At 64.4% G+C, this 19,683-nt stretch carries 18 protein-coding genes, 1 other RNA gene and 1 riboswitch; of the genes, 11 read left to right on the top strand and 8 right to left on the bottom strand.

The features are described 5' to 3' along the window. A complete protein-coding gene (locus tag HZS63_RS07560) occupies positions 1–1,866 on the bottom strand; it encodes a TonB-dependent receptor plug domain-containing protein (protein WP_180683442.1) in 1,866 nt (621 codons plus the stop codon). Positions 1,867–1,937: 71 nt separating this feature from the next. After that, positions 1,938–2,180, bottom strand: a riboswitch (cobalamin riboswitch). A 42-nt stretch (positions 2,181–2,222) separates the two neighbouring features. Between HZS63_RS07560 and HZS63_RS07565 the strand changes: the two genes are divergently transcribed. The 4 genes from HZS63_RS07565 to HZS63_RS07575 all read left to right on the top strand — a co-directional run bounded on the left by HZS63_RS07565 (position 2,223) and on the right by HZS63_RS07575 (position 3,847). After that, positions 2,223–2,441 (top strand): DUF904 domain-containing protein, encoded by a 219-nt coding sequence (locus tag HZS63_RS07565; protein ID WP_180683443.1) that lies wholly within the window; start codon positions 2,223–2,225, stop codon positions 2,439–2,441. A gap of 11 nt (positions 2,442–2,452) precedes the next feature. Then, positions 2,453–2,800: a cell division protein ZapA gene (locus HZS63_RS07570; RefSeq protein ID WP_180683515.1), complete on the top strand. Its 348-nt coding sequence runs from the start codon at positions 2,453–2,455 to the stop codon at positions 2,798–2,800. A gap of 34 nt (positions 2,801–2,834) precedes the next feature. After that, positions 2,835–3,014, top strand: a non-coding RNA gene (gene ssrS / locus HZS63_RS14240) — 6S RNA. 20 nt (positions 3,015–3,034) lie between these two features. Next, on the top strand, positions 3,035–3,847 hold the full coding sequence (locus HZS63_RS07575; RefSeq protein ID WP_180683444.1) for a sulfite exporter TauE/SafE family protein: 813 nt from the start codon (positions 3,035–3,037) through the stop codon (positions 3,845–3,847). Between the two features lie 30 nt (positions 3,848–3,877). On the opposite strand, the gene rraA is transcribed toward HZS63_RS07575, so the two are convergent. Further along, complete coding sequence (gene rraA, locus HZS63_RS07580) at positions 3,878–4,372, bottom strand: ribonuclease E activity regulator RraA (protein WP_246316238.1); 495 nt, start codon at positions 4,370–4,372, stop codon at positions 3,878–3,880. Positions 4,373–4,607: 235 nt separating this feature from the next. Between rraA and HZS63_RS07585 the strand changes: the two genes are divergently transcribed. Then, the gene (locus tag HZS63_RS07585; protein ID WP_425505938.1) at positions 4,608–4,937 is read left to right on the top strand and encodes an SWIB/MDM2 domain-containing protein; all 330 of its coding nucleotides are present in this window, start codon (positions 4,608–4,610) and stop codon (positions 4,935–4,937) included. A 64-nt stretch (positions 4,938–5,001) separates the two neighbouring features. On the opposite strand, the gene HZS63_RS07590 is transcribed toward HZS63_RS07585, so the two are convergent. Both HZS63_RS07590 and HZS63_RS07595 read right to left on the bottom strand, forming a co-directional pair. Continuing rightward, positions 5,002–5,460: a DNA polymerase III subunit chi gene (locus HZS63_RS07590; protein ID WP_180683446.1), complete on the bottom strand. Its 459-nt coding sequence runs from the start codon at positions 5,458–5,460 to the stop codon at positions 5,002–5,004. A gap of 5 nt (positions 5,461–5,465) precedes the next feature. Further along, complete coding sequence (locus HZS63_RS07595) at positions 5,466–6,977, bottom strand: leucyl aminopeptidase (RefSeq protein WP_180683447.1); 1,512 nt, start codon at positions 6,975–6,977, stop codon at positions 5,466–5,468. A gap of 27 nt (positions 6,978–7,004) precedes the next feature. Between HZS63_RS07595 and lptF the strand changes: the two genes are divergently transcribed. From lptF to HZS63_RS07620, 5 genes are read left to right on the top strand one after another with little or no spacing between them, the layout of a single operon-like run. Further along, positions 7,005–8,108: an LPS export ABC transporter permease LptF gene (gene lptF / locus HZS63_RS07600; protein WP_180683448.1), complete on the top strand. Its 1,104-nt coding sequence runs from the start codon at positions 7,005–7,007 to the stop codon at positions 8,106–8,108. Next, positions 8,105–9,223, top strand: a complete 1,119-nt coding sequence (lptG, locus tag HZS63_RS07605) for an LPS export ABC transporter permease LptG (RefSeq protein WP_180683449.1) — start codon at positions 8,105–8,107, stop codon at positions 9,221–9,223. Before lptF ends, lptG begins: the two co-directional genes overlap by 4 nt. 8 nt (positions 9,224–9,231) lie before the next feature. Next, on the top strand, positions 9,232–9,600 hold the full coding sequence (locus HZS63_RS07610; RefSeq protein ID WP_180683450.1) for a sirohydrochlorin chelatase: 369 nt from the start codon (positions 9,232–9,234) through the stop codon (positions 9,598–9,600). Next, positions 9,597–10,541: a CysB family HTH-type transcriptional regulator gene (locus HZS63_RS07615; RefSeq protein ID WP_180683451.1), complete on the top strand. Its 945-nt coding sequence runs from the start codon at positions 9,597–9,599 to the stop codon at positions 10,539–10,541. The genes HZS63_RS07610 and HZS63_RS07615 overlap by 4 nt, the downstream gene beginning before the upstream one ends. A gap of 16 nt (positions 10,542–10,557) precedes the next feature. Continuing rightward, entirely contained in the window at positions 10,558–11,748 is a 1,191-nt protein-coding gene (locus HZS63_RS07620; protein WP_180683452.1) for a pyridoxal phosphate-dependent aminotransferase, read from the top strand. A 15-nt stretch (positions 11,749–11,763) separates the two neighbouring features. On the opposite strand, the gene hrpA is transcribed toward HZS63_RS07620, so the two are convergent. Further along, positions 11,764–15,741 carry an ATP-dependent RNA helicase HrpA gene (hrpA, locus tag HZS63_RS07625; protein ID WP_180683453.1) on the bottom strand — a complete coding sequence of 1,326 codons (3,978 nt, stop codon included), beginning with the start codon at positions 15,739–15,741 and terminating at the stop codon, positions 11,764–11,766. A gap of 86 nt (positions 15,742–15,827) precedes the next feature. Between hrpA and argA the strand changes: the two genes are divergently transcribed. Further along, positions 15,828–17,177, top strand: a complete 1,350-nt coding sequence (gene argA / locus HZS63_RS07630) for an amino-acid N-acetyltransferase (RefSeq protein WP_180683454.1) — start codon at positions 15,828–15,830, stop codon at positions 17,175–17,177. A gap of 297 nt (positions 17,178–17,474) precedes the next feature. Here argA and HZS63_RS07635 read toward each other — a convergent pair whose 3' ends face one another. The 3 genes from HZS63_RS07635 to HZS63_RS07645 form a co-directional block, all read right to left on the bottom strand. Then, positions 17,475–17,699 (bottom strand): hypothetical protein, encoded by a 225-nt coding sequence (locus tag HZS63_RS07635; protein WP_180683455.1) that lies wholly within the window; start codon positions 17,697–17,699, stop codon positions 17,475–17,477. A gap of 208 nt (positions 17,700–17,907) precedes the next feature. Next, positions 17,908–18,402 carry a hypothetical protein gene (locus tag HZS63_RS07640; protein WP_180683456.1) on the bottom strand — a complete coding sequence of 165 codons (495 nt, stop codon included), beginning with the start codon at positions 18,400–18,402 and terminating at the stop codon, positions 17,908–17,910. Further along, entirely contained in the window at positions 18,395–19,558 is a 1,164-nt protein-coding gene (locus HZS63_RS07645; RefSeq protein ID WP_180683457.1) for a cupin domain-containing protein, read from the bottom strand. The genes HZS63_RS07640 and HZS63_RS07645 overlap by 8 nt, the downstream gene beginning before the upstream one ends. Positions 19,559–19,683: the final 125 nt, after the last annotated feature.

Genomic DNA, 19,683 nt, shown 5'->3' on the forward strand with positions numbered 1-19,683 from the left:
TCAGTCGTTCCAGTTTAGCGAGACGAAGAGGTTGCGTCCCGGCGAGGTAAAGCCATTGGCCAGCGAATACGTGGTGTCCGTCACGTTGTTCAGCCGCGCCTGGATACTCATGTTTCGGTTCAGCCGGTAGGTGGTCCCCAGATTGAGCAACCCGTAGCCAGGCAGGGTGACGCGGCCGGGAAACTGGGCGTCTTCCCGGTCACTGGAAAGGCGCAGCTCCGCGAAAGACAACCAGTCCCCGTGCTGGTGGTTGAGGCGGGTGCGCAGCACATGTCGGGCCACCCGAAGCACGCGCTCATCGCTGGGCTTGAGACGCGGATCGGCGTAGTCATACGAAACCGACCAGGCCGTGTCCCCCCACGACTGATCCAGCGACAGGGTCATGCCCTTGAGCACAGCCAGGTTGGACTGCACGTTGGTGGAAGGGGTGATGAAACCCTGGACCTCGTTGTGATACAGCACCGCGCTGGCACGGGTGTTGCCCTGCCGATAACGCAGCCCGATCTCGTGAGCCTTGCCCTTTTGGGGCTTCAAATCCGGATTGCCGAAACCAGGAAAGTACAACTGGTTGAAGCTGGGTGCCTGAAACGTGGTGCCCACGCTGCCAACGAGACGGAACTGCTCATTGAGCCGGTAGCCTGCAGACAACGCCCAGGTGTTGAAACTGCCGAACTGGGAATTGCGGTCATGCCGCACCGTGGCCAGGGCGTCCCACGACTCCTGCTTCATGGCATAGGAAGCCGCCAGGCCGCGCACCGTGCGTTGCGAAACCGTGTACGCGGTGGTGCTGTCCACCTGGTCCTCGCGCTGCTCAGCGACCACACTCAAGGTGTCTTGGTCGAAACGGATGTCGTTCTGCCAGATGAACTGGGTGCGGGTGGTGTTGAAGCGGCTCTGCCCGGCCGGTGCGCCGTCCGATATCCGCCAGTAACGGTTGACGGACACGTCTTTCGAGCGCCCCGCCGTGAAGGTCGAGGACCAGTCGTCCGTCCATTGCGCCAACCATCGCAGGATTTGCTGTTCCAGCCTGGGATACGCCACGGCCCGGGCCGTGGCGGCATCGAGCGACAACGGATTCGGTGAAGGCGCACCATCGAAGTCGTACTCGCCGTCACTGAGCAAGAGCTGGGCGGAAACGCTGTGCTGACGGTTGATCTGGTAGCGGAGGCTGGCGTCCATGCTGGTGAACTCGAAACCGTCCTCGTCTGGATTGAACCCAGACGCACCGGGAATCTTCACATTGATGCCCTGGGCCCGCTCATGGCTGGCACCCAAGGTGTATCCCCATGCGCCAGATTGTCCTTGCAAGGACGCCCCAAGTTTGCGCTGACCGTCGCCACCCACCCCGACGGTGGCAGAGCGTTGCAAGCCATCTTCCGGCTCACGTGTGAACACCTGAATGACCCCGCCCACGGCATCCGGGCCATACAGGGCCGCCGCTGCACCGCGCAGCACCTCCACCCGCTCGATCCGGTCCAGGGGCAGGTTTTCCAGGGAATACCCCCCCGATGTGGCCGACCCCACGCGCACCCCGTTGACCAGCAAAATGGTCTGCGACGTCGTGGCGCCGCGCAGCAACACCCCTGAATTGGAGCGGTAGCTGCCATTCGTCGTGATCTGGACACCGGGCACCAACGCCAACACATCGATCAAGGACTGTAGGCCCGCCTGGTCGAGCTGGTCGCGGCCAATGATCGTCACATCGGCCAGCGAATCGGTCAAAGGCACGGGGGTGCGCGTGGCGGTCACCACCACCGGCTCCAACTCCCCCGCTTGAGCCGAAGCGTCCACGGACACCCCCCCCAAGAAGACCGTGATGGCCGCAGGCACGCACGCCACTCGGGCGCGATTCAAAGAAACACACATGGCAGAAACAAAAGCAGATCGCCCTCACCGCCTTCCCCGACAGTGCATGGGCATCACAGCCGTGCGCGACGCGCAAGGCCACCTCGCTGGCCGGTATCCGGGCTGGTGGAAACAACCTTCGTCGCCTTCCCGGAGGCCCGAAGGCCGCCAGTGGCGTGGGGGACGAAAGCGGGGCCGCACAAGCGACCCGTCCACTTACCGTTGCGGGGGCAGCGCTGGTTAGCGCGTGTCTGGTCACAACCACGCACCTCCAGCTTCCCGTTTAACCGCTGCCCAGGAACCGGGCAGCGAGCACCAACATCTCACATTCTAGCTCGTCCACGCCTGGAGCCCCACGGCCCTACAATGGCGAACAAATGCCTCTCCAGCCTTACATCGACCAGATATCCGAGCGTGTGGATCGGCTGCTGCTTCGCCATGAGGAACTGCAGCGCGTCAACGAGCTGCTGCAACAGCAACTGGAGTCCTTACGCCAGGAACGCGACCAGCTGCGCCAACAGTGCCTCGTCGCGCGCCAGCGGCTGGATGCACTGATTGCGCAACTGCCCACCGAACCTCAGGAACCCGAGGCATGAACAAGCCAGGCATCAAGCAGGTCGAAGTCCAGATCATGAGCCAGAGCTACATGCTGGCCTGCCCCGTCGATGGCGAGGAGGCCTTGCGCGAAGCGGTGGCCAAGGTAGACGGCGCCATGTGCCGCATCCGCGACGCCGGCAAGGTCAAGGCGCGGGATCGCATCGCAGTGCTGGCGGCCCTGAACATCGCTTTCGAGCTGTTTCAGAAAGATGGCAGCGGGTTTCGCAACTCCTCCTTCGGCAGCCCGGAATCGGGTGATCTCGAGGACCCGGCCCACCTGTCTGCGCAGGAAGCGCAACTCCAGGCCTTGCTGGAGCGCCTCGACGCCGCTCTGGCACCAGACGGACGGCTGTTCTGAGCCGACTCGGCACCCCTGGCCCGTACTACAATCGGGGTGTCTGCCGTGGGCGTTGGGCTTTATATTTCCTTGAACCAATGCTCTTCGAGCCCGGGCTTGGTACATTGCGCAGTGGGTGTGAGCGTCTCGCGTCAGATGAACCCGAAGCTGCGCTGCCCTCGCCCACCTGAACCCCCACGTTCAGGATGACGGTCCGGCACCACGGCAGACACCCTTCATTTTTCTCCCTGTTGCATGTTTGATCTTCTGCTGGTGGCCCAGTTGCTGGCCCTGGGTGTGTTCACGGGCTTTCTCGCCGGGCTGCTGGGCATTGGTGGCGGCATGCTGATGGTGCCGTTCATCACCGTCATCGTGACGGCTCAGGGGGTATCGGCCGATCTGGCCGTCAAGGTGGCGATCGCCACGTCCATGGCCACCATCATCTTCACCTCGCTCTCCAGCGTGCGCGCCCACCATCGACGCGGGGCCGTCCGGTGGGACATCGTCTCTCGACTCGCCCCAGGCATCGTGGCCGGCGCTGCCCTGGCCAGCCTCGGGGTGTTCGCGTGGCTTGGCGGCCGGTGGCTGGCCTTCGTGTTCGCCGCTTTCGTGGCCTTTTCCGGCACCCAGATGTTGCTCGACAAAAAACCTCAACCCAACCGCACCCTGCCCGGCACCTCGGGCCAGTTCGCAGCAGGCGGGGTGATCGGATTCTTGTCGGGACTGGTCGGCGCCGGAGGCGGTTTCGTCAGCGTCCCGTTCCTGACATGGTGCAACGTCACCATCCACCATGCGGTGGCGACCAGCGCCGCCCTGGGCTTTCCGATCGCGCTGGCCAATGCCGTGGGCTACATCGTTTCGGGCAGCGGCGTGGAGGGTTTACCCCCGGCCTCCCTCGGCTACATCTACCTGCCGGCCCTGCTGGTGATCTCCACGGCCAGTGTGCTCACCGCTCCATTGGGCGTACGGGCTGCGCACGCCCTGCCGGTCAAGCCGTTGAAGCGGGTGTTCGCGCTCATCCTGTACGTGCTGGCCGGCTTCATGCTCTACAAGGGCCTGACGGCCTGAGCCGCGCCGTCACGGGTTGAGCACACCCTTTCAACCGTGGAGGGGACGACGGCTGAGCACGATGCCGTCTTCATCCGCATACAGCCAGTCGCCGGGCTGGACCAGCACACCCTGTATCCACACGGGTACGTCGCGCTGCCCTTGCTGGCGCTTCTCGGTGGGCAGCGGCATGGCGGCCAGGGCTCGGATGCCCACGTCGCAAGCCCGCAGTTCGGCCACGTCGCGAACGCAGCCATCCACGACCAGACCGGCCCAACCATTGCGCGCGGCCGCAGCTGCCAGATTGCCGCCCACCAAAGCCCGGCGCAGCGAGCCTCCGCCATCGACCACCAGCACCCGCCCCTGCCCCGGCGAGTCCACGGCGTCTTTCACCAGGGAGTTGTCTTCATGGCACTTGACCACGGCCACTGGGCCTGCAAACGCGGGGCGCCCGCCGAAATCCCGAAACACGGGCGGCAACACCCGAAAGTCTCCACTGAGGTCGTTTTTGTGCGCGTCGCACAGGTCACAAGTGGCAAATCTCATGCGCATTCTCACTCCTGAAACACCCTGGCCCCAGACCCGGAGCCCACAGCGATGATACCCAGGCAATCACCCTGGACCTTGCATCATGCTGACAGCTCATACAGACACTGTCACATGCAAGCCACTCCAACCTAGGAAAAACCCATCCCACCCGAAAAAAACGCACCTTCTCTCTATGAAACCCGGAACTTTGCGTTTAGGATGACCACCGTTCGTGGCCGGTGTTTTCACCTCCATGACATGCCTCAACCATCACAAGGATTCGACCATGGCAACTGCGAAAAAAGCTCCTGCTGCTAAAGCTGCGCCAGCCAAGCGCACACCCAATGCCGCGTTCATGAAACCGATGACCCCAAGCGCCACCCTGGCGGCCGTGATCGGCAGCAAGCCCATGCCGCGCACAGAAGTGACTAAGAAGGTCTGGGAATACATCAAGAAGAACAAGCTGCAGGACGCCACCAACAAGCGCATGATCAACGCCGACGCCAAGCTCAAGGAAATCTTCAAGAAACCGCAGGTTTCGATGTTCGAGATGACCAAGCTGATCAGCGCTCACCTGTCCTGATCCGCCGCTCGGACACCGCTTACATGGCCCCTCGATGGGGCCATGTCGTTTGCAGGCGCAGCTTTCATGGGCCCTGGCGGCGCCCGACAAGCTGAGCCACGTCATGGCGCTCGATGTTCAGGCCCTGAGCCACATAGTAGCGCCAGCGCTCACGCGCCGCCGCTTTGAGCGCATCGTCTTCAGGCACGATTTCCAACAGCCGCTCGAACCGCTCGAACCCCACCGGAACGGCAGGCAACAGGTTCACCAATACCCCGATGCCTAGCGACGGCTCGGGCAATTCTGCGCTCGACAGCACCACGGCCGAGCGGCGCAACACCGACTCCGGCGCATGGCCCCAGACGGCATGAGCGACGAATTCCTGCGCGGAAAACGTCCAGAGCGCGTCGTCGGTCGCGCGCAGGTACTCCTCAGGCAACAGCACCCAGGAACGATGGCCCGCCAGCGTGACCTTGCGCAACAAACGGCACAGGTACGCCTGCAGGGCACCTACATGGAAGTGGAACGCGATGGCCGTGGCCATATGCCTCAGCGCTTCCGGACGGGTTTGGCGCCAACGGCTTTCGGGGTTGGGCGCAGCTGGAGGGCCAGCCGGTCGGCCTCGTCGAGCAAGTAGCGCAGCAGCAAGGGCACAGGCCTGCCGGTGGCCCCCTTGGACGCCCCGCCTTTCCATGCCACGCCCGCGATGTCGAGATGCGCCCAGGCATGGTCACCGACGAATTTCTCCAGAAACTTGGCCGCCGTCACCGCGCCAGCCTGACGCCCGGCGACATTCCCCATATCGGCGAAATGGGACTTCAGGCCTTCGGCGTATTCGTCGTCGAGCGGCATGCGCCAGCAGGGATCGAGTGCCGCCTCACCCGCCTCGAACAGGTGCTGGGCCAGGTCATCCCGGTTGGCGAACAGGCCGGCGCGCACGCCACCCAGGGCGATCACGCAGGCACCGGTGAGCGTGGCCACATCGATCAGCGCACGCGGCTTGAAACGCTGCGCGTAGGTCAGCGCGTCACACAGAATCAGGCGCCCTTCGGCATCGGTGTTGAGGACTTCAATCGTCTGTCCACTCATGCTGGTGACCACATCGCCAGGCTTGACGGCACGCCCATCCGGCATGTTCTCGCAAGTGGGGATGAGGCCCACCACGTTGAGCGCGGGCCTGAGCTTGGCCAATGCGGCAAAAGTCCCCAGCACACTGGCTGCCCCGCCCATGTCGAACTTCATCTCGTCCATCTCGGGGGCCGGCTTGAGGGAGATGCCCCCGGTGTCGAAGGTGATGCCCTTGCCCACCAGCACCACCGGGGCACTGGACTTGGCCGCGCCCTGGTACTTCAGCACGATGAAGCGCAACGGCTCGCTGGAGCCCTGCGCCACGGCCATGAACGCCCCCATGCCGAGCTTGGCCACCTCCTTCGGCCCCAGCACCTCCACCGACATCCCGGGCAACTTGCCGAGCTGGCGGGCGGCTTGCGCCAACATCGTGGGCGTGGCGTGATTGCCGGGCCGGTTGGCCCACTCCCGCGCCAGCTCCACGCCGTGCGCCACCGCCACCCCCTGGTCAAAGGCCTGACGCACGGCAGCCGCATCCGCGACGCCCACGACCACCTTCTGCAGAACGCGGGGCTTGGCCTGGGACTTGGTGGCAACGTAGCGGTAACTCGTCTCGGCGACCGCCTGCACCGCCGCCGAGACGGCCGCCGCCTCGGCATCGCCGGCCACCAGCACCAGCCGCTTCACGGCATCCCCCGCGAGCGCTTTCATCGCGGCTGTGACGGCTTTGCGGATGGAGGCACCAGAGCCTTCACCGGTGCGGACCAGAGCCAGACGCCGCGGCTGCACACCCGGCAACCGATGGGCCAGCAGGCAACTGCCCACGGCAGACTCGATGTCTTTGTCGGCGACGGCGCCACGGGCCCACAGGGTCAGCGGGTCCCCCGGGCCAGCGGAAGTCTGGCCGGCGCGGTCGGACCACAACAGGATCAGCGCGTCGGCCGCCAGGCCGGCGGCCTGATGAAGGGTAAGGGTTTTGAGCTCGAAGTCCATAATGTCGGCTGTTGTTGGTTTCAGACGATGTTATTCCATTCCTCTCTGCGCCGTGAAATGGCGCGAAGCTTCGGTGCTTCGTTGCTGGTATTGCTCACCATCGTGATCACGATGCTGCTCATCCGCACACTGGGTCTGGCCAACAAAGGCAGCGTCAACCCGGAAGAAATCCTGCTGGTGCTGACCTACACCGTCATCGGTCGTCTGCCCACCGTGCTGACGCTGGCACTGTTCATCGCGGTCGTTTCCACCCTCTCACGCATGTACCGCGACAGCGAAATGGTGATCTGGTTCACCAGCGGGCGCGGCATCGCTTCGTTCCTGCCACCGGTGTTCCGTTTCGCGTGGCCGATCCTGCTCGCCATCTTTCTGCTGGTGATACTGGCTTGGCCCTGGACCAACCAGCAGATCGATGAACTGCGTGGCCGCTACGAGCAGCGGGGCGATCTGGAGCGGGTCGCGCCGGGCCAGTTCCAGGAGTCGTCAGGCGGCAGAAGGGTATTTTTCATTGACAAAGACACCGTCGATGGGACCGAGGGCCGCAACGTCTTCATCTCGAATACCAGCGATGACGGCAGGGAGACCATCACCTCGGCACGCACCGGGCGGGTGCAGTGGCTCGGCGATCAGCAGATGCTGCTGCTGGAACAAGGGCAGCAGCTGGACCAGCCCGCTCCCGCCACACCTGGGCCGATCAGAATCAGCGAATTCGCCACCTATGGCATTCAGATCGGCCAGGCCACCGAGCCAGAGGGTATAGGTACGGGCCTCAAGGCCCTCCCCACCTGGGAACTCATCGGTCAACCGCACCCGGCTCATGCCGGTGAGCTGTCGTGGCGCGTGGGCTTGGCGTTGACCGCGTTCAATTTCACGCTGATGGGCGTCGCGGTAGCGGCCAACAATCCGCGGGCGGGCAAAAGCGGTAATCTGATGTTCATGCTGTTCGCCTTCGTGGTGTATTACAACCTGCTCAATCTGGGCCAAGGTTGGGTGGCGCGTGGCTTGGTGTCATCGCCAGCCCTGATGCTGGGCCTGCACGGCAGCGTGTTCATGCTGAGCCTGCTGTGGCTGGCCAAACGCCACTGGGACTGGCGCCTGCCCATACCCCGGATACCGAGGGCGGCGGCATGAGGACGGTGCGCAAACTCATCTTCGGCGAGTTGTTGGCCGCCATCGGCTTCGTCACACTGGCTTTTTTGTCGCTGTTTTTGTTCTTCGACCTGCTGGACGAACTCCCCGCCCTGGGAAGGGTGTCGCCTCTGGACGCTTCCCTGCGGTACGACATGCCGCAAGCCCTGTTGTTCGTGGCCCTGCTGATGCCCAGCCGCCTGTATGAGCTGTTGCCGATCGCGGTGCTCATCGGATCGGTCTATGGCCTCGTGAGACTGGCGCAAGGCTCGGAATTCACCATCCTGCGCACCAGCGGGCTGGGCCCCTGGAGGGCCTTGCAGAACATGCTGTGGCTCGGGGCTGGCTTCGTGGTGCTGACGGTCGTGATCGGCGACTACCTGGCCCCTTGGACCGATCGGCAAGGACAACTGCTAAAAGCCGCTTACCAGGGCCGCATCAGCATCGGGCAAACCGGGGCCTGGCTGAAAGAGCGTGGCGAGGACACCCAGACCTCGGTGAACGTGCGGGCCATGGACGCCCACGGCGAATTGCAGGATGTGCGCATCTTCACTTTCGACGACGCCGGACGATTGCGCCAGACGCTGCGGGCCAGCGCCGCCACCGTGGACAACGCCAGTGGGTTGTGGCGATTGCGTGAAGTCCGGCTGCGCGAGTTCGATCTGGGCGCCGAGGCGGGGCACATCCGTCATGTCGAATCCGACGCGCTGGACTGGCCGACCACGCTGACCACCGACATGATCGCGGTCGCCTTGCTCAAGCCGGAGCGTATGCGCACCGCCGACCTGTTCAGCTACATCCGCCACCTGCAGGCCAACAACCAAACCGCGCAGCGCTATGAAATCGAGTTCTGGCGCAAGGTGTTCTACCCCCTGAGCTGCCTGGTGATGGTGGTTCTGGCCCTGCCTTTCGCCTATCTCCACTTCCGCTCGAAAGGGCTGGCTGCCTACGTATTCGCCGGCGTCATGATCGGGATCAGCTTCTTCTTGCTGAACAATGTGTTCGGCTACATCGGCAACCTGCGCGACTGGGAGCCCTGGATCACCTCGGCAGCGCCATCGCTGCTGTACTCGCTCGCCTCGCTCGGGGCGTTTGGCTGGCTGGTGCTTAAACGATAGGACACCACATGCGCGCCGTCGTCGTCTTTGCCCACGGTTCCCGCGATCCGCTGTGGCGCCGGCCGGTCGAGGCCGTGGCCGATGCCATCGCCGCCCTCGACCCCTCCAGCCGCGTGGGTTGCGCCTACCTGGAGCTGTGCGAGCCATCCCTGCCAGCAGCCGTGGCCGAGCTCGTGGCCACAGGCGCCAGCGACATCCGCGTGCTGCCCCTGTTCTTCGGAATGGGCAAACACGCTCGCGAGGACCTGCCCTCACTCATGGCAGCCTTGCAGCAACAATACCCCACGGTGCGCTTGCATCTGCTGCCCCCGGCCGGCGAGCATCCGCGCCTGATCGGCCTGCTCGCCGAAATCGCCCTGGAGGACCGTCCCGCATGAACCTGCACCAGTTCCGCTTCGTTCAGGAAGCGGTACGCCGCAACCTCAACCTCACCGAAGCCGCCAAGGCGCTGCACACCTCCCAACCCGGTGTCTCCAAAGCCATCCTCGAACTGGAGGACGAGCTCGGGGTGGACATCTTCACCCGCCACGGCAAACGCATCAAACGCATCACCGAACCGGGCCAGCATGTACTCAAGAGCATCGAGATCATCATGCGCGAGGTCAACAACCTCAAGCGCATCGGCGAACAGTTCTCGGCCCAGGACAGTGGCAACCTGAGCATAGCCACCACCCACACCCAGGCGCGCTACGTGCTGCCTGGCCCGGTGGCTCGGCTGCGACAGATCTACCCCAAGGTGTCCGTGAGCCTGCACCAGGGCTCCCCCGCCCAGGTGGCGCAGATGCTGCTCGATGAGGTCGCCGACATCGGCATGGCCACCGAAGCGCTGACGCAATACGAGGAATTGGTCACCCTGCCCTGCTACGACTGGCAACACGTGCTGGTGCTGCCGTTTGCCCACCCCCTCTTGGACAAAGAGCGGATCAGCCTGGAAGACCTGGCCCAGGTGCCGCTCATCACCTACCACCCCTCGTTCACCGGCCGCACCCGCATCGACCAGGCCTTTGGCTTGCGCCAGCTCAAACCGCATATCGTGCTCGAGGCCATCGACTCCGACGTGATCAAGACCTACGTGAAACTGGGCATGGGCGTGGGCATCGTGGCCGAAATGGCCATGCAGGGCGAGGAGCGTCACCCCGATCTGGTGGCCCGGCCCGCCGGCCACCTATTTGGCCAGAACGTGGCCCGCGTCGCCTTCAAGCGTGGGGTTTATCTGCGCCAGTTCGTGCTGCGCTTTGCCGAGCTGCTGGGCGACCGGCTTTCGCGTGAGCTCATCATGAAGGCCATGCAGGGCCAGGGCCACGATTACGATATGTAAGCCATCCACACCGACCATGAACGCCGCCACGCCTGCCATTGAACCCCATACACCGGTTGTACACAGCCGCCTGCCCCAGGTGGGCACCACCATCTTCACGGTCATGTCGGCCCTGGCCGCCGAAACCGGCGCGGTCAACCTCGGGCAGGGCTTTCCGGACTTCGACTGCGACCCCCAACTGATCGACGCCGTGTATGCCGCCATGCGGGCCGGCCACAACCAGTACCCCCCCATGACTGGCGTCCCAGCGCTGCGCCAAGCGATTGCGGCCAAGGTGCAAGCGCTGTATGGCCACACCTGCGACGCCCAGGCCGAAGTGACCGTCACGGCCGGCGCCACGCAAGCCATCCTCACGGCCGTGCTGGCCGTCGTCCACCCCGGCGACGAGGTGATCGTGCTGGAGCCCTGCTACGACAGCTACGTGCCCAACATCGAGCTGGCCGGCGGCGTGGTGGTACGGGTGCCGCTCACCCCCGGTACCTTCCGGCCGGACTTCGACCGCATCGCCGCGGCGCTCACCCCGCGCACCCGCGCCCTCATCATCAACAGCCCGCACAACCCGAGCGGCCGCGTGTGGACGCGCGAGGACATGCTGCGCCTGCAGGAACTGCTGGCACCCACCGACGTGCTGCTGATCAGCGACGAGGTGTACGAACACATGGTCTACGACGGCCAGCCGCACGAAAGCGCGGCCCGCTATCCCGGCCTGGCCGCACGGGCCTTCATCGTCAGCAGCTTCGGCAAGACCTACCACGTGACCGGCTGGAAAGTGGGTTATGTGGTGGCGCCGGCCCCACTGATGGCCGAATTCCGCAAGGTGCATCAGTTCAACGTGTTCACCGTGAACACACCCATGCAGCACGGGCTCGCCGCCTACATGGCAGACCCGACCCCCTACCTGGAACTGCCAACCTTCTACGCGGCCAAGCGCGACCTGTTCCGCCAGGGCCTGGCGCAGACCCGCTTCCGCCTGCTGCCCAGCGAAGGCACCTACTTCCAGTGTGTGGACATCTCGGGGCTGGCCGTGCCGGAAAAAGACCTTCCCGAAGGCGATTTCTGCCAGTGGCTCACGCGCGAGGTGGGCGTGGCCGCCATCCCGCTGTCGGCCTTCTACGGCAACGGCTTCGAGCAACAGGTGATCCGCTTCTGCTACGCCAAGCGGGACGAGACGCTGAGGGCGGCATTGGCCCGGCTGGCAAGACTCTAGATCGGGCAACAGGCCTCACTGAGCCAGTTGGGCCCACACCTTGTCCAGCCGTTTCACGCTCACGGGCTGCGGCGTGCGCAGCTCCTGGGCGAAGAGGCTCACGCGCAGCTCCTCCAACAGCCAGCGCAACTCGTTCATACGTTCATCGGTCACACCCTTGCGCTCGGCCACGAGGCGCCAATAGCGCTGCTCCTGCAGCTTCACATCGGCCATACGGGCGGCATCGCGTGCCGGATCGGCCCGCAGCTTGTCGAGCCGCATGACGATGGCTTTGAGATAGCGCGGCACATGCTGCAACGCCGACCAGGGTGTTTCCAACAGAAACCGCTTGCCCACCAGCCGCTGCAACTGCTGGGTCGCGTCGGCCACGGCCTCGGTCGCGCCCTTGGTGTCCTTGAGCTTGCGCTGGGCAACGGCGTACTCCGCCAGCACGGCGCCGCAGAGGCGAGCCACCTCGTGGCAGATCAGGGTCAGCCGGCCGCGGCCTTCTTCCAGCCGGCGCTTGAAATCGGCCTCGTTCGCGGGCAACGGCTCCTGCATGAACGCCCGGTCCATGGCCACGGCAATGATCTGGTCACGCAATTCCTCCTGCGTGCCCAGGGCCATGTAGGCCACGGCCATTTTCTGCAGGTCTGGAATGTTTTTTTCCAGGTACTTGAGCGCGTCGCGCATCTGCAGGGCGAACAGGCGGCGCAGCCCGGCATGGTGCTTGCGGGCCGCCGCCTCGGGCTCATCGAACACCTCGACCGTGACGGCATCGCCTGCGTCGATGAGCGCAGGGAAGCCCAGCAGCGTCTGCCCGCCCTTGCGGATTTCCATGATCTCCGGCCAGTCGCCGAAGGCCCAGGTGGTGTGGAGCTGGGCCCCATCGGCGGGGACCGAGTTGGACACCTGAGTGGCGCCCGCTGGCGCCTTGGCAACACGGGCCACGTTATCCACGGCGGCCGCCTGGGCCGATGCAGCCGCTTTCGCGGCGGGCACCTGCACGCCATCACTTGGGCCCACCTGGTCGGCCAGTTTGAGCTGCGCGAGGGCCTGGAACGCCCCACGCGCCTTGGCCCCCCACTCGGCTTTCAGCGCCGACAGCTGCCGGCTTTGCCCCAATTGCCGGCCATGCTCGTCCACCACCCGCAGGTTCATGAAGTGGTGGGGCTGCAGCATGTCGAGCTTGAAGTCGGTGCGCTTCACGTCCAACCCGGTGATTTGCCGCACTTCCAGCAGCAGGGCATCGATCAGGCTGCCCTGGGCGTAACGGTCCGGTGCGCCCAGCTTGGCGGCGAGTTGCTCGGCACTTTCAGGCAGCGGTACGAGTCGGGCACGGGGCTTCTGGGGCAGGCTCTTGAGCAAGGCGAGGATTTTGTCCTTCAGCATGCCCGGCACCAGCCATTCGCAACGTTCGTCGCTCACCTGGTTGAGCACGAACAGCGGTAAGGTCACGGTCAGGCCGTCTTTCGGGTCGCCAGGTTCATGCAGGTAGGTGGCGCTGCAATCCACGCCACCCAGCTTCACGGTTTTGGGGAAGGCATGACTCGTCACCCCCGCCGCCTCGTGGCGCATCAGCTCCTCTCGGGTGAGGTGCAGCAACTTGGGCTGCGACCGGGACGCCTCTCGCCACCAGCGCTCCAGCTCACGCCCGCTGCTGACCGTCTCGGGCAGTTGGGCGTCGTAAAAAGCGAAGATCAGTTCGTCGTCCACCAACACGTCTTGCCGGCGCGACTTGTGCTCCAGCTCCTGCACCTTCTCGATGAGCTTGCGATTCGCCGCCAGGAACGGCAACCGCCGCAGCCATTCCGCAGGCCAAGTGTCTTCATACAAGGCCCCCACCAAGGCCTCTCGAATGAAGATCTCGCGCGCACCGCTCGGGTCCACCCGGCCGTAGTGCACCCGGCGTTGGCTATACACCACGAGCCCATACAGGGTGGCTCGCTCGTAGGCCACGACTTCGGCCGCCTTTTTCTCCCAGTGCGGGTCCAGCAGCTGTTTTTTCAACAGGTGTGCACCCACCTGCTCCAGCCACTGCGGCTCGATGGCAGCGATGCCACGCCCGAACAAGCGTGTGGTTTCCACCAGCTCTGCACACACGATCCAGCGCCCCGGACGCTTGCTGAGGTGCGCACCCGGGTGACGGTGGAATTTGATACCGCGCGCACCCAGATACACGTCTTCGGTGTCGTGCTTGCAGCCGATATTGCCCAGCAGCCCCGCCAGCATGCAGAGGTGCAACTGCTCATAACTGGCTGGTGTGGTGTTGAGCTTCCAGCCGTGTTCGGCCACCACGGTGTGCAACTGGCTGTGAATATCGCGCCATTCACGCACCCGGCGCGCGCTGATGAAGTGCTGCCGCAGCAAAGCCTCGTACTGGCGGTTGGACAGTTTGTGCGTCGGCGTGGCATCTGCGGCGTGCACAGCGGCTTGGGCGGTGTGGCTTTTGGGTGCCTTGCCGCCACGGGCCTCGTCCAGCCACTTCCACAGCTTGAGCGTGCTGGTGAACTCGCTTTTCTCGTCGTCGAACTTGGCGTGCGCCTGGTCGGCCTGGGCTTGGGCCTCCAGGGGGCGCTCGCGCACGTCCTGCACGCTCAGGGCGCTGGCGATGATAAGCACCTCGTGCAGCGCCTGGCGCTCGCGCGCCTCCAGAATCATGCGGCCCACACGGGGGTCAAGCGGCAGTTTGGCCAGCTCGGCGCCGAGCTTCGTGAGCTCGTTGGCCTCGTCCATGGCGCCCAGTTCCTGCAGCAACTGGTAGCCGTCGGTGATGGCGCGGCGGCTCGGGGCTTGCAGGAAAGGAAAGTCTTCCACCGCTCCCAGGCGCAGCGCCTTCATGCGCAGAATCACCGCCGCGAGCGATGAGCGCAGGATTTCGGGGTCGGTGAAACGAGGGCGCGCATGGAAGTCGGCCTCGTCATACAGGCGGATGCAGATACCGTCGGCCACGCGACCGCAACGGCCGGCACGCTGGTTGGCCGCCGCCTGGCTGATGGGCTCCACCAGCAACTGTTCCACCTTGCTGCGCAGGCTGTAGCGCTTGACGCGCGCCGTGCCGGCGTCAATCACGTAACGAATACCAGGCACCGTGAGCGACGTCTCGGCCACGTTGGTGGCCAGCACGATGCGCCTCTCGCCCCCGGGGTGGAAGATGCGGTCCTGCTCGGCCTGGCTCAAACGCGCAAACAGCGGCAGCACCTCGGTGTTACGCAACACGGGCTGATGGCTCAAGTGCTTGCGCAGGCGATCGGCCGCCTCGCGGATTTCACGCTCGCCGGGAAGGAACACCAAAATATCACCACTGTGTGCCCCACCCCGCCACAACTCATCCACGGCGTCGGCGATGGCGTCGTTCAGATCGTATTCGCGGCTTTCCTCGAACGGCCGATAGCGCACCTCCACCGGGTAGGTACGGCCCGAGACCATCACCACCGGGGCTGCTCCCTGGCGTGAAGCAAAGTGCTGCGCGAAGCGATCGGCGTCGATGGTGGCCGAGGTGACGATGACCTTCAAGTCCGGCCGCCGCGGCAGGATTTGCTTGATGTAGCCCAGCAGAAAGTCGATGTTGAGGCTGCGCTCGTGCGCCTCGTCGATGATCAGCGTGTCGTAGGCCTGCAGCAGCGGGTCGGTTTGCGTCTCGGCCAGGAGAATGCCGTCGGTCATCAGCTTGATCGAGGCGCTCTGGCTCAGCCGGTCGTGAAAGCGCACCTTGTAGCCCACCACCTCGCCCAGCGGGGTGTGCAGTTCCTCGGCAATGCGGCTGGCCACGGAACTGGCGGCGATGCGGCGCGGCTGGGTATGCCCAATGAGCCGGCCACGCTCCCCCGGCTGGGCGTTCAGACGCCCCCGGCCCATGGCCAGCGCAATCTTGGGCAACTGGGTGGTTTTGCCGGAGCCGGTTTCACCGCAGACGATGATGACCTGATGCTCGCGCAAGGCGGCCTCGATCTCGTGGCGCTTGCCGCTAACGGGCAGGGATTCGGGGAATTCGATCTTCAAAGGTGCGGCCATGAACAGGCGAAAACACAGCGGGGGGCAAACTTCCGATTATCCTTGGGGTCTGGTCACCCGATGGCCAACCTTCACGTTCACGCCCCATGTCCACGGTTTTCAACTTCACCTTCGTTCCCTGGTTCCGGTCTGTGGCTCCGTACATCCACAAATTCCGCAACCAGACCTTCGTCGTGGGCCTGCCGGGCGAGGCCATTGCGGCCGGCAAACTGCCCAACCTGGCGCAAGACCTTGCACTCATTCAGAGCATGGGCGTGCGCATTGTGCTGGTGCACGGCTTTCGCCCCCAGGTGAACGATCAGCTGCGCGCCAAGGGGCACGAAGCACGCTACCACAACGGCATCCGCATCACCGACAGCGTGGCGCTGGATTGTGCGCAGGAAGCTGCCGGGCAACTCCGCTACGAGATCGAAGCCGCCTTCAGCCAGGGCCTGCCCAACACCCCCATGGCCGGGGCCACGGTGCGTGTCATTTCGGGCAACTTCCTGACCGCGCGGCCGGTCGGTATCGTCGACGGGATCGACTTCCAGCACTCGGGCCTGGTGCGCAAGGTCGATGTGGCCGGCCTCATGCGCACGCTCGACATGGGCGCCATGGTCCTGCTCTCACCGTTTGGTTTCTCCCCGACCGGTGAGGCTTTCAATCTCACCATGGAGGAGGTCGCCACCAGCGTCGCCATTGCCTTGCAGGCGGACAAACTGCTGTTCCTCACCGAAATTCCCGGCATCCGGGTACGGCCTGGCGAGCCCGCCGGAGACGACAACCCCATCGACACCGAGCTGCCCCTGGCCGAAGCCGAACGCATTCTGGCCGGCAACCCGCCCAGCCACCAACCCACCGACGTGGGCTTTTACCTGCAACACTGTGTCAAAGCCTGCAAAGGGGGCGTCGAGCGCAGCCACATCATTCCGTTCGCTGTGGACGGCTCGCTGCTGCTAGAGGTGTATGTGCACGATGGCATCGGCACCATGGTGGTGGACGAAAAACTCGAGAGCCTGCGCGAAGCCACCCCGGACGACGTCGGCGGCATCCTGCAGCTGATCGAACCGTTCGAGAAGGACGGCACGCTGGTCAAACGCAGCCGCACCGAAATCGAGCGCGACATCGCCAACTACACCATCATCGAACACGACGGCGTCATCTTTGCCTGTGCGGCGCTCTACCCCTACCCTGAGGCCAAGACGGCCGAGATGGCCGCCCTCACGGTCTCGCCTCAGGCCCAGGGCCAAGGCGACGGTGAAAAAATCCTGAAACGCATCGAGCAACGTGCCCGCTACATGGGGCTGGAGAGCATCTTCGTGCTCACCACCCGCACCATGCACTGGTTCATCAAACGAGGCTTCGTGCCGGTTGATGCAGACTGGCTGCCGGAGGCCCGCAAGCGCAAATACAACTGGGACCGCCGCAGCAAAGTGCTGGTCAAGAAACTGGTTTGAGTTCGGCCACCATGACACGCCGTTCACTCATGGACCCTTCCCGGTCGGGAGCAGGTCAACGCAGCCCGGCGCTGGCCTGCGCGGCCAAGTGGCGTTGCAAGCCGACTTGACTTGCATGGGCCTACCCGTGCCCGCCCAGACGCTCAGTCAGCAGCGCAGCCACCCAACGGCCAAAGGCTCATGGGCGAAAGCCACGGCTGCTGACCGCGTTGCCGGGCACACCTGAATGCAAGGCCCCGCTGAAACGAAAACGCCTATCCGACCAGGATAGGCGCACACATACAACTGACGAGAAGCTTACTGGGCTTTCTCTTCGGTCTTCTGCTCTTCCTGGGCTTGGCCTTCAGCAGCGGCCTCGCCTTCGGCTTTTTCTTCGGCAGCCGCTTCCTGGGCTGGCTCAGCAGCAGGAGCAGCCTGCTCGACTACGGGAGCGGGGGCGGGCGCAGGGGCTTCTTCTTTTTTGCCACAGGCAGCCAGAGCAACAGCGGCCAACAACGCGGCCAGCACAACGGACTTGTTCATATGGGTGAATTGGGTTAAGGTAGGGTTTAGGGACGTCATTCCTCGCTGTTTCCGCCTTCTCAATCGGTCGGAAACACGCGGCATCGATGCATCCGGCATGACCGCGTCTGCACCAACACAGCAACAATGATAATCTATCTCGAAATTCCGGGTTAACCCCAAGAAAAAATTTTTGTACACCCCCTCATTCGTTGTCAAAACGCAACACTCACAACCCGAGAACCGTTGCGGGAAAGGCCACGGTGGCAGCCTGCCAAACGGAATCCCAGGCCTGACGCAACTGCGCACGGCGCGCAGGGTCCGCCGTGGCCACCACGGTGCAAGAGGCTGCATCCAACCCTACGAGCACCCACTCCGGCGTCCAAAGCAGCAGCGCCGCCTCACCCAGCCCTGTGGGCGGCCAAGTTCGTGCCTCGAATCGGTGATCGAAAACCTGGCGCCGGGGCACGAAACGCGGCGCGTACGCCGCCAGTCCCTTGAAATCGGCCGCCATCATGTGCAGGGTCCCGCCGAACTGCATCCATCGGGTCAGGCTGTCTATCACCTCCCGCTCGCCCAGAGGCCAGTGGAGGAAGTCGGGGTCGGCCAGCCGCATCTCGGGCCAACCCCGCATCGGCGCCAGTTCGAAAGCCTGCCGCACGAGGCGCTGAAAATCAGCCGGCCCAGTGAAACGGCCTTGGGGCAAGGGATGGTCCTCATTCAAGAGTATCTCCTTTCAGATGCAGCCAGCCCGCCTCATGCCACTGAGCAAGCACGGCCTGAGCATCGGCACTGGCGCATCGCACGGCCTGTGCTGGCAGGTAGCGCTGGTCGGCCAATTGCCGCATCAAGCGAGCGTCGCGACCACCGGCGTGCAGCGCCTCCCCGTTGATGAACACATGGCGGTCATCGTAGAGCATGCGGGTACGGCGGTCCAGCACCACCGCGGCAGGCTGCCACGGCTGCGCGGGCGCCTCGAACCAGACGCGGGGCTTGGGCTCCGTCATGATTTCCCCTAAGGCAATTCGCACCCCCTCCTCGTCGGCCACGAGACGCGCCAGACTGGTATGGGCGAATTCGACCATCGCTTCCGGTAGGCGTGCGGGGGTATCGGTGGCCGCTTGCGACGGGTCGCGGTAGAGAGTCTCATCCTCATGCTCGTCGGCGAGCCGCTGCACCAGCTCGGCCGCCAGGCCTCCGCGCTGTGGCACGCGAAAGCCGATCGAGTAGGTCATGCACTCGCCCGCTTCGGCAATGCCGTCATGGCACCACAAAGGCGGCAGGTACAGCATGTCTCCGGGGTCCAGCACCCACTCCTCTTGAGGCTCGAACCGTTGCAGGATTTTCAGCGGCACGCCCTCCTGAAGCCGCAAGTCTTTCTGGCGTCCAATGCGCCAGCGCCGCCGCCCATGTGCCTGCAGCAGAAAAACGTCATAACTGTCCACATGCGGCCCCACCCCGCCACCTTCACTCGCCCAGGAGATCATGAGATCGTCGAGCCGTGCATCGGGCACGAAGCGAAAGCGCTGCATCAATCGGTGTATGGCGTCCACATGCAAGTCCACCCCTTGCACCAGCAGGGTCCAACCCGGACGCTTCAATGCGGGCAAGGCAGTGCGACCGAAGGGCCCGTGGCGCAAACGCCATCCACCCTCCGGCTCATGAACGATGAGCCTGGACTCCACTTCCTCACGAGCGGCCAGCGCAAACAATTCGGCTCGGCTGAGCAACGGCTGAAAACCCGGTATGGCCTGGCGTATCAGCAACGGCTTGCGTTGCCAGTGACGGCGCATGAACTGACGGGGCGTGAGGCCTCCCAGTAACGTGGAGGGTTCATCGATGGGTGGAGCCAAGACGACCCCAGGCAAGGAAGAAGTCATGGGACAATTGTCGTGCAAAAGCCGCCACGGCCTTGGCCATCCGCCAGCCATCGGGCGACCGGTTTCGCCCCAGGAAAGCACAACAATGGAAACCTCTTCGTCTGTGACCAAGACATGCACCCCGA

This window comes from Tepidicella baoligensis (assembly GCF_013432195.1).
Classification (GTDB): domain Bacteria; phylum Pseudomonadota; class Gammaproteobacteria; order Burkholderiales; family Burkholderiaceae_C; genus Tepidicella; species Tepidicella baoligensis.